This is a genomic window from Streptomyces sp. NPDC002787 (genome assembly GCF_053592095.1).
The window spans coordinates 51,494-60,546 of the sequence record NZ_JBSFVC010000043.1; the positions used below are offsets into that span (position 1 = coordinate 51,494).

General features: G+C 71.1%; 11 protein-coding genes and 1 pseudogene. 5 read left to right on the forward strand and 7 right to left on the reverse strand.

Translation table 11 applies throughout. From position 1 onward, the window contains the following. Nucleotides 1–2 precede the first annotated feature (2 nt). From ACWD26_RS39215 to ACWD26_RS39230, 4 genes are all read left to right on the forward strand, one after another. On the forward strand, nt 3–290 hold the full coding sequence (locus ACWD26_RS39215; RefSeq protein WP_451277693.1) for a CBS domain-containing protein: 288 nt from the start codon (nt 3–5) through the stop codon (nt 288–290). A 6-nt stretch (nt 291–296) separates the two neighbouring features. After that, entirely contained in the window at nt 297–623 is a 327-nt protein-coding gene (locus tag ACWD26_RS39220) for an SCO5918 family protein (RefSeq protein WP_451277695.1), read from the forward strand. A 503-nt stretch (nt 624–1,126) separates the two neighbouring features. After that, on the forward strand, nt 1,127–1,468 hold the full coding sequence (locus tag ACWD26_RS39225) for a helix-turn-helix domain-containing protein (protein ID WP_451277697.1): 342 nt from the start codon (nt 1,127–1,129) through the stop codon (nt 1,466–1,468). A gap of 290 nt (nt 1,469–1,758) precedes the next feature. Then, a complete protein-coding gene (locus tag ACWD26_RS39230) occupies nt 1,759–2,592 on the forward strand; it encodes a hypothetical protein (protein WP_451277720.1) in 834 nt (277 codons plus the stop codon). A gap of 37 nt (nt 2,593–2,629) precedes the next feature. Here the strand turns inward: ACWD26_RS39230 and ACWD26_RS39235 are convergent, their stop codons facing one another. The 4 genes from ACWD26_RS39235 to ACWD26_RS39250 all read right to left on the reverse strand — a co-directional run bounded on the left by ACWD26_RS39235 (nt 2,630) and on the right by ACWD26_RS39250 (nt 6,538). Continuing rightward, nucleotides 2,630–3,406, reverse strand: a complete 777-nt coding sequence (locus ACWD26_RS39235; RefSeq protein ID WP_451277699.1) for an Fpg/Nei family DNA glycosylase — start codon at nt 3,404–3,406, stop codon at nt 2,630–2,632. A gap of 200 nt (nt 3,407–3,606) precedes the next feature. Beyond that, on the reverse strand, nt 3,607–4,695 hold the full coding sequence (chvE, locus tag ACWD26_RS39240; protein WP_451277701.1) for a multiple monosaccharide ABC transporter substrate-binding protein: 1,089 nt from the start codon (nt 4,693–4,695) through the stop codon (nt 3,607–3,609). Nucleotides 4,696–5,185: 490 nt separating this feature from the next. Further along, on the reverse strand, nt 5,186–6,205 hold the full coding sequence (locus ACWD26_RS39245) for a CPBP family intramembrane glutamic endopeptidase (RefSeq protein ID WP_451277703.1): 1,020 nt from the start codon (nt 6,203–6,205) through the stop codon (nt 5,186–5,188). Nucleotides 6,206–6,283: 78 nt separating this feature from the next. Then, the gene (locus ACWD26_RS39250) at nt 6,284–6,538 is read right to left on the reverse strand and encodes an MmyB family transcriptional regulator (RefSeq protein WP_451277705.1); all 255 of its coding nucleotides are present in this window, start codon (nt 6,536–6,538) and stop codon (nt 6,284–6,286) included. 33 nt (nt 6,539–6,571) lie between these two features. Between ACWD26_RS39250 and ACWD26_RS39255 the strand changes: the two are divergent. Then, a pseudogene (locus ACWD26_RS39255) lies at nt 6,572–6,841 on the forward strand (MFS transporter); the annotation flags it as partial. Between the two features lie 22 nt (nt 6,842–6,863). Here ACWD26_RS39255 and ACWD26_RS39260 read toward each other — a convergent pair. The 3 genes from ACWD26_RS39260 to ACWD26_RS39270 form a co-directional block, all read right to left on the reverse strand. Next, nucleotides 6,864–8,054, reverse strand: a complete 1,191-nt coding sequence (locus ACWD26_RS39260; protein ID WP_451277707.1) for an MFS transporter — start codon at nt 8,052–8,054, stop codon at nt 6,864–6,866. Nucleotides 8,055–8,129: 75 nt separating this feature from the next. Then, nucleotides 8,130–8,864 carry an SDR family NAD(P)-dependent oxidoreductase gene (locus tag ACWD26_RS39265; protein ID WP_451277709.1) on the reverse strand — a complete coding sequence of 245 codons (735 nt, stop codon included), beginning with the start codon at nt 8,862–8,864 and terminating at the stop codon, nt 8,130–8,132. Then, nucleotides 8,861–9,053, reverse strand: a 193-nt coding sequence (locus ACWD26_RS39270) for an aspartate ammonia-lyase (RefSeq protein WP_451277711.1), incomplete at its 5' end; no start/stop codon positions are given. The genes ACWD26_RS39265 and ACWD26_RS39270, both read right to left, overlap by 4 nt.

The following is a 9,053-nucleotide window of genomic DNA, read 5'->3' on the forward strand; positions in this document are numbered from 1 at the left end:
GTATGGCGGATCCCGCCTCCATGACCGTGGTCGACGACACGGGCACGTCAGGACCCGGACCTCGGGTCCGTGACGACATGACCGTCGAAGTGGCGTTGGCCGTCATGGCCGGTGCCCGTGTCGAGTACCTGACCCTGTGCGACGGGGACGACCAGTCCACAGGCGTGATCAGCCGGGCCCAGCTCGCCGTCCTCCACGACAGCCCCCTGTACACGGACCGGATCCGGCTGCGGGACGTCCTCGGCGGGCCGTTCGGCTCGCCCGGTCAGCCGTCCCCCTTCTCCCTGTGAGGCACCATGCACTGCGTCATCGCCCGGTACCCGTTCGAACTGACCAAGAGCGGAGTGCTGGCCCTGATGAAGGGCGTCAGGCCCGAGCTCCTCACGGGTGAGTCCGTCACCATCGGCCGCCGCCGCTATCCCGTCAAGCAGGTCGGCCAGGTCATCACCCGGCAGGACCGCCGCGACTTCACCAGCGGCGAAGTCACCCGTGCCATGAGCCGCCTCGGCTTCACCTGCCACACCGGCCCCCAGGCCGCACCCGTGAGCGCGCCCGATCCGCTGGGGACCGCGTCGGCGCTGCTCGGTGGCACGGACGGCCGGACGGATGAACCCAGGCGGTAACCGCCGCCGCACAAGACAGCTGTGAGGGCCCTGCCGAAGCGCTTCGGCAGGGCCCTCACAGCTGTCTTGTCGTGCGCTCGGACGAAAATCTATCTTCGCCAGAGTAGACATTCGCGCACAGCCGGTCTACGCTCTTTCTCATCGACAGAGTCGAGTGAGACCTGGCAGACACGAACTGCCGGGTAACCGCAGTACAGCAAGACCGCAGTACAGCAAGACCGCAGTACCCGTTCGTACAAGTGGTTGGAACTGAGCAAGAACGGAGGAGCAGACGCCATCAGGATCGCCCGGCCCGAGACCACTCGGCCCGGGTACCGCAAGACCCCGGATTGGATGGTGGTCCCCGGTCACGCAGCCGCGATCCCCGCACCCCGCCCGTCGGCCGGGTAGCGGAAACAGAAGGTCGGCACAGCAGTAGGGCCGACAGATGGTGTTGAATTTCCTTCGGGGCCCTGGTGCCGTACGGCACCAGGGCCCCTCGACGCGTTGCACTACGAGGTGACATGACAGCAGACACACCCCTGAACGATCGTCTGGACGACGACGACTACCCCGCCTACACGATGGGCCGGGCCGCCGAGATGCTCGGCACCACCCCGGGCTTCCTGCGCGCCATCGGCGAAGCCCGTCTGATCACTCCGCTCCGTTCGGAGGGCGGGCATCGCCGGTACTCCCGCTACCAGCTGCGCATCGCCGCCCGCGCCCGTGAGCTCGTCGACAGGGGTACCCCGATCGAGGCTGCCTGCCGCATCGTCATCCTCGAGGACCAACTCGAGGAAGCGCAGCGCATCAACGCCGAGTACCGCCGTGCCGCGAACGAGGCGCCGGGCGGTCCCACTCCGTGAACGAACCGCCGCACGGGAGCTGACGCTGGGGCGACCGGTGGTGATGTGCGTGCCCGCGCCGGTGGTGCGGCGCATGCGCGCGAGCTCCCCGCCGGTGCAATGCGGCGCGTCGGTGAAGTGCCCTCCGCGGCCGATGTGTTGCCGTGTCACGGCTGTGCCACGGCGGTGTCCTGAAGAGAAGACGGGCGTGACCTGAGGGCTCTGGGGCTCCTCATAGTCAGCACAGAGCAAGAGACCGGCGGAGAACGCCGCCGGCCCCTGCCACCCCGCCTCGGAAGGAACCTCCCGTGATGAACCGCCACCTGCGCAAGGCCGTCACCGTCGCCGCCGCGATCACCGCCGGCCTGCTGATGACGGCGTGCCAGAACGGCACCGACGACCGCTCGTCCGGCACGAGCGGAACGGACACGACGGCGGTCGCGGAGAAGGCGTCGGACGCCAAGAACGCCGGCGGCTCGAAGAGCTCCGACGGCTCGGGGAACTCGACGAGCGCGGAGAACGCGAAGAGCTCCAAGGGCGTCAGCGGCTCGTTCAGGAATGGCCAGGTCACCTATCTCGCCCCGGGCAAGTTCATCGTGTCCGTGCCGGGCAAGGGCGACCAGCAGTTCCTGGTCGCCGACGACACCCAGGTCTACGGCGTCGGCACGATATGCGGCGAGGTGGGGTCCAAGGTGGACGCGCCGTGCACGCTGGACCAGCTGGAGGCGGCCACGAAGAAGAAGGCCGTGGGCGCCGACGTGGAGATGAAGAACGGCATCGCAACCCTGGTGACCGAGCGGCGCGCCGCCCAGCAGGGCTCCGACTCCGGCTCCCGCGAGACCGTCGTCGAGGGCATCAACAACGGCAAGGGCGTCAACGGAACCTGGTTCGGCAACGTCTCCTACCTGGCTCCGGGCAAGTACACGGTCTCCGACATGAAGGGCGTCGAGCAGCAGTTCCTCGTCGCCGAGGACACCGAGATCTGGGGCTACGGCGACATCTGCGGTGACACGAACACCGGTGAAGGCGGCCAGGGCGGCATCGAGTGCACCGAGGCCGAACTGGAAGCGGCCGCCAAGAAGGGCTTCACCGCCGAGGTCGTGATCAGCAACGGCATCGCGACCACCATCCGCGACGACCACTGAGCCGCGGGACGGCCGCGCGGAGACCCAGGGGCCCGCGTCACTGGCACCGCGGACACCACACCGTGCCCCGGCCCGCCGTACGGGACCGGCGCAGGGGGGTGCCGCAGCGCGGGCAGACGGGGACGGGGTCGTCGCGGTGGCCGGTGAGCCAGGAGTCGCGCGGCGGGACGCGGCCGGCGGTGACCGCGGAGCGCAGGGTGCGGCGCATATGGGTGTACAGGCGACGGCGATCGGCCTCGGTGAGGTCGCTCGCCCGGCTCGTGGGACGCAGTCCCGCCCGCCACAGGATCTCGTCGGCCAGCAGATTGCCGAGTCCGGCCAGGACGGACTGGTCGGTGAGGGCCGTTTTGACGCTGCCACGGCGGGCGGAGAGCGCGGCCTCGAACTCCGCCCGGTTCACCGCCATCGCGTCGGGCCCCTGGCGTCCCAGGAGCCGGGCGACCTCCGACTCGTCGTCGGCCAGCCACAGGCCCTGCAGCTTGCGCTGGTCGCGGTAGCGGAGCTGACGGTCACGGGCGACGGTGAACAGGACGCGGTCGTGCGCCTCGACCTCGTCGTCGGGACGGCAGCAGACCAGTTGGCCGGTCATGCCGAAGTGCAGCATGACGGTGGGGCCGCCGGTGCGGGCGAGGAGCCACTTGCCGTGCCGCTCCGGCGCGGTGAAACGCCGGCCCTCCAGCGCGTCCCGCAGTCGCCGGGCGCTCACCCCGCGCAGGACGCCCGGGTCGCGGACGTCGACGCGCTGGATGACCCTGCCCTTCGCGCAGGACTCGAGCACCTTCCGGAACCCCTCGACGTCTGGCAGCTCAGGCATGGGGTGCGTCCCCTCTCCCGCCGAGATCCACGCGCGCTCGGTCCGGCCGCGGGCCCGCCCCCTGCGAACATGGTGTCCCCTGAGCGGGCCGCGCGCAGCCCGGCACCCGTCGACTCGTCGTGACCGCCACGGCCGGGCGGGCGGGGGCGGCGCCGATTCCTCCGCGTACGCGCTGCCCGTGCGGGAGCGGAAGGGGGCGATCAGTCGAGCCCGATGGCGTCGTAGCGGTCGCTGACGGCCAGGACGGACTCGTAGTTGGTCTTGTCGACGCTGATCGGCTGGAGCAGGTAGGCGGGCACGGCCTTGACCCCGTTCTTGTAGGCCCTTCTGTTGTTCAGCTCCGGTGTCCTGCCGACGAGTATGTCGTCGGCCATGACCGCCGCGGTCTCGGCGAGTTGGCTGAGGTCCTTGAAGATGGTCTGCGACTGCTCACCCGCGATGATCGACTTCACCGAGGCCAGTTCGGCGTCCTGGCCGGTGACGACCGGGAGGGGCTGGGCGTCGGAGCCGTAGCCGTCCTCCTTCAGCGCGGACAGGACGCCGAGGGAGATGCCGTCGTACGGCGACAGGACCGCGTCGACCCTCTCCGTCCCGTACGACTCCGCGAGGATGCCGTCCATGCGCTTCTTCGCGGTGGGGCCGTCCCAGCGCAGCGTGGTGATCTCCTCGAGCGCCGTCTGGCCGGACCGGACGACCAGCTGCTCGCTGTCCAGGAACGGCTGCAGCAGGTGCATCGCGCCGTCGAAGAAGAACCGGGTGTTGTTGTCGTCGGGGGAGCCGGCGAACAGCTCGATGTTGAACGGGCCCTTGCCCTTCTCCAGGCCGAGCTTGTCGATGATGTGGCGGGCCTGGAGCCGGCCGACCTGCTCGTTGTCGAAGGAGACGTAGTAGTCGACGTTCTTGGTGCCGAGGATGAGCCGGTCGTAGGAGATCACCGGGATGTCCGCGGCGGCGGCCTGCTCAAGCGCGCCGTTGAGCGACTTGTTGTCGATGGCCGCGATGATCAGCGCGTCGACGCCCTGCTTGATCAGGTCCTCGATCTGGGAGACCTGGGTCGCCGGGTCGTCCTCGCCATAGACCAGCTCGGTCTCGTACCCCTTGGCCTTCAGGCTGTCGACGACGCTCTTGCCGTCGGTGAGCCAGCGCTCGGAGGCCCGGGTCGGCATGGCGATGCCGATGGTGCCGCCCTCGGGGCCGGCCGCGCTGGTCTCGCCGCCGCAGGCGGACAGGGTGAGGGCGAGGGAGGCCGCTCCGGCGAGGGAGGCGAGGGCGGCTCTTCGGTTGAGCATGGTGATCGTTCCTTGTTCTTCTCGTCGTTGAGAGAGAGGGGGGTGTGACGGTGTGCGGCTGTGCCGGGATACGGCGTGAGGGCATACCGGGCGGACGGCGTGACGGCGTACCGCGCGTCGGCGGGAGAGCTGTGAAGCCGGCCGGGTGGCGGGGGGACCCGCCCGTGGCCGTCGAGGTCGACGGGACCACCGGGGTCGACGGGGTCGACGGGGTCGGCAGGGCATCGACGGCGGGCTCGCGTACCTGTTTCGGCGAGGGTGGACGGCCGGGGCGGCGACAGCCGACGGTTCTCTCCGCGATCATCGCGAATCAGGTCGTCCGGCACGTCGCATGAGCCGGGGGCCGGACGCCGCGGAGTCCCGCGGCTCGCCGATCAGTGCGTCGGTGCGGCGTTCCGGCCAGGCGTGTGTGCCTTTCCCGGTGATACGCAAGGAACTTGCCTCTCCATCGTTCGAAATCTCGCCACACGCTCGGAATGCTGGCGCGACCTTAAGAGGGGATGTGCGGAGTGTCAACGGGGGGAACACAGACGGTTGCAGAAAGGGCCGGGTGGGCGCGCCCCGTCATCCGCGGACGGCGGCGGGCCAGCCACAGGACGGCCGCCGCGTAGAGGGCGACCATCGGGACGTCGACGGCCAGCATCATCCAGTCCATGTCGGCGGCCGTCTCCTCGGATTCGAGCCCTCCGGCGATCGCCGCCAGGAAGCTCATCGGGACAAGGTTGCTGAGGACGTGCAGCGCGATCGCCGCTTCGAGTCCGCCCGTACGCAGGGTCAGCAGGCCCATGATGAGGCCGAACACCACCAGGTCGACGAAGCCCCAGAGGGTCCCCCAGCCGTGCGCGGCGGCGAAGAGCACCGCCTGCGGTGCCACCGCGACCCACGGGGAGCGGCACCAGGCTCCGACCGCCTGGGTCAGCCAGCCACGGAACACGTACTCCTCGGCCGCGGCCTGGAACGGCACGAGCAGGCAGACCGTCGCGAGGCCGAGCAGGAAGGGCGACAGTCCGGCCCACGCCAACTCGCCCCAGCTCTCCTCGGGATCGGGCAGCAGCATCGAGATGCCCAGGGTCGCCGCGGACACGGGCAGGGCCACCGCGAGGCACAGCCCCAGCCAGCACCACCGCAGCGCGCCCGCCACCGACGAGACCGTGCCCGCCGGACGGCGCTGCACCCATCGCGCGGCCAGCAGTACGAACGGGGTGACGAGGCCGAGGGAGAGCAGCGCGAAGGCGGTGTCACCGATTCCGCCCCACACGACGTAGCCGTCGGCGTCGCGGGGGCGGTCGAGTACGGCACCGGCGATCTCGCCGGCGATGAGCACCGCCAGCATGACGAGGATCGCGCCGCCGAACACGACGCCGGTCCCGGCCAGCGGCCGCCACCACCGGTGCTTCCCGGTCGTCAGGGCCAGCCGGTGGTACGGGAGCGGCTGCGCCGGGGCGGTGGCGGCCAAGTCTCCGTAAGGGTCGGGGAGTTGATACGGCTCGTCGATGGTGTGCGGCGTCATGTGCCTCATTGTCCCGGCGGTGGCCGGTGGTGGGGTCGGCCCTGAGCACGGTCAGTGTCCGCGGGGTACGGAGACGCTTCAGCGCCGTACCGGCGTCGGGTCCTGCGTCACCGGAACCGTCATGCTGCCGAGGAGCCGCAGCGCCGCCTCCGACGGTGAGCCGGGCTCGGCCGTGTAGGCGATGAGGCGCTGGCCGGAGGTGCCCGGGATGTCCAGGTTCTCGAAACTGAGGTCCATCGCGCCGACCAGCGGATGCCACAGGTGCTTCACTCCGGAGGTGCAGGTGCGCACCGGGTGCCGGGCCCAGCGGGAGGCGAACTCCTCGCAGTTCATGGTGAGGTGGCCGACGAGCTCCGCGAGGGCACGGTCCTGGGCTTCATGGTCACCGCCACCTCGGGGCTCGCCGACCACGAACAGGGCCTGGCCACCGGTCTCGCCACCATGACCCAGCAGGTCGGCATCACCATGGGAACGCCGATCATGAGCGCCGTCGCCACCGCCGCCATGACCGGCGCCGGAGCCACGGCCGTCCTCGGCGGTCTGAAGGTCGCGATCGCGGTGAACGCCGCCGTCGTCCTCCTCGGCACCCTCACCAGCGCCCTGTTCCTGCGCGGCGCCCGGCCGGGTGCGCGGTGAGGGGGTGCCACCTTCGGGGGTGTCACCTTCCCGCGCGTGCCGGCCGCCGGAGCAGGTACGCCGTCGCCGTCGAGACCAGGGCGGTCATGCAGACGATGAAGGCCAGTCCGGCGTTCTCCAGGCCGAGGGGGTCCGTCAGGAGGCCGACGCCGATGACCGGGACCGAGATGCCGGCGTAGGCCACCACGAACAGGGTCGAGATGACCGTCGCGCGGCGGTCCGCCGGGGAGGCCTCGGCGACCGCGGCCAGCGCGGCGCGGAACGCCAGGCCCTGTCCGGTCCCGCCGATGAGCGCGCTCAGGACCACCAGCGTCAGCAGGTTCCAGTGGAGCGCGCCGGCCAGCAGCGCCAGGCCGGCGAGGAGGCCGGCGCAGCCGAGCGGCAGGGAGCGCCCCACGCCGACCCGGCCGACCGCCAGTTGCCCGGCGGTCGAGGCGAAGAAGGCCAGCGCGACGACCAGCCCGCTCACGGCGTGGTTGTGCACGTCCAGGGACTCCGCGAGGAACGCCGGGCTGACCGACGTGAACACCCCGAACAGCGCGAACCCCACGAACGAGGCGATCGCCGCCGGTGCGAACACCGCCCGCACCGGCACGGGGAGCGCGGGTCGTCGTGGCCGTACGGTGCTCAGCGGCCGGCGCTCCCCCACCGTCTCCGGAAGCCGCAGCAGGACGGCGGCCGAGGCGGCCAGCAGGGCGAGATGTACGGCGAACGGCAGGTACAGCGGCCACGGGGCGTACTGCGCGAGCACCCCGGCGAGCAGGGGACCGCAGCCCAGTCCGCCCATGTTGGCGGCCGTCGCCACGAACGTGGCGCGCGAGGCACCGCCGTACGGCGCCAGCTCCATCACGTACGCCGTGGCGGCCCCGGTGAACAGTCCGGCCGACAGTCCGGACAGCAGCCGTCCCGCGTACAGCCAGCCGAGCCCGGTGGCGCCCAGGAAGCAGGCCGCGCTCGCCGCCGAGCAGCCCAGTCCCCACAGCAGCACCGCGCGTCTGCCGACCGCGTCCGAGGCGTTGCCCACCAGCAGCAGCACACCGATGACCCCGAAGGCGTACACGGCGTACACCACGGTCACCGTCAGCTCGTCGAAGCCGAACTTCTCCTGGTAGAGGGGGTAGAGCGGGGTGGGCAGCGTGGTGCCGGCCATGCACACGGCGAACACCGCCCCGCTGAGCACACACGCCCGCCACCCTCGGCGATCACCGTCCACGCCGCCGACGGTAACTCCGTACGCCTCCCCGGCCCGGCCCGGCGCGCCACCGGAGCGGCTGGCCGGGCGGGGGCCTCAGAACGCGGTATAGCCTCCGTCCACGGGCAGGACGGCACCGGTGACGTACGACGACTCCGGGCCGGCGAGGAAGAGGATCGCGTCGGCGATCTCTTCGGGGGTCGCGAGCCGGCGGAGCGGGATGGATTCCTCTCTCGTGCGCCGGTAGGCGGCCGGATCGGGACGCCGCTGGAACGAGGCCTCGATGATCGGCGTCACGGTCAGCCCCGGCGCCACCACGTTGACGCGGATGTTGCGGGGCGCCCACTCCATGGCGGCGCCGCGCGCGAGCGCGATGAGCCCGCCCTTGGCGGCGGAGTACAGGGTCTGGTTCGGCATGCCGACCATGCCGAGGCGCGAGCTGACGCACACCATCGACGCCCCCGACTCGGGAGCCAGCGGCATCAGGTGCTTCATGACCAGGAACGAGCTGAGGAGGTTGCCGTGGAGCACGTCACGCGCGTCGTCGTAGGTCGTCTCCGCGAGCGGGGCGGACCGCTGGAGCCCATGGCAGAGGACGACGACTCCGACGGCTCCCATGTGGTCCGCCGCCCGGTCGGCGAGCTCGGAGACGAAGGTCTCGTCGTTGAGGTCCCCGGCGAGGTAGAGATCGTCCGAACGGTCCCCCGGCGGCTCGGGTCGCCGTCCGGTGAGCAGGAGGTTGGCGCCCTCGCGGCGGAAGTGCGAGGCGACCGCCTGACCGATGCCGCTCGACGCTCCGGTGATCACGGCGTTGACGTTCTCGAGTCTCATGCTCGCTCCTTGGTCAGGGCCTGGCCGCTGCCCGCCACGGCCTCCGGCCGCAGCAGGGCTGCGAGCGTCTCGGGTGGCAACAGACCCTTCTCCAGGACGAGTTCGGCGACGCCCCGGCCGGTGGCGAGGGCCTCCTTGGCGATGTCGGTGGCGGCCGTGTAGCCGATGTGCGGGTTGAGGGCGGTGACC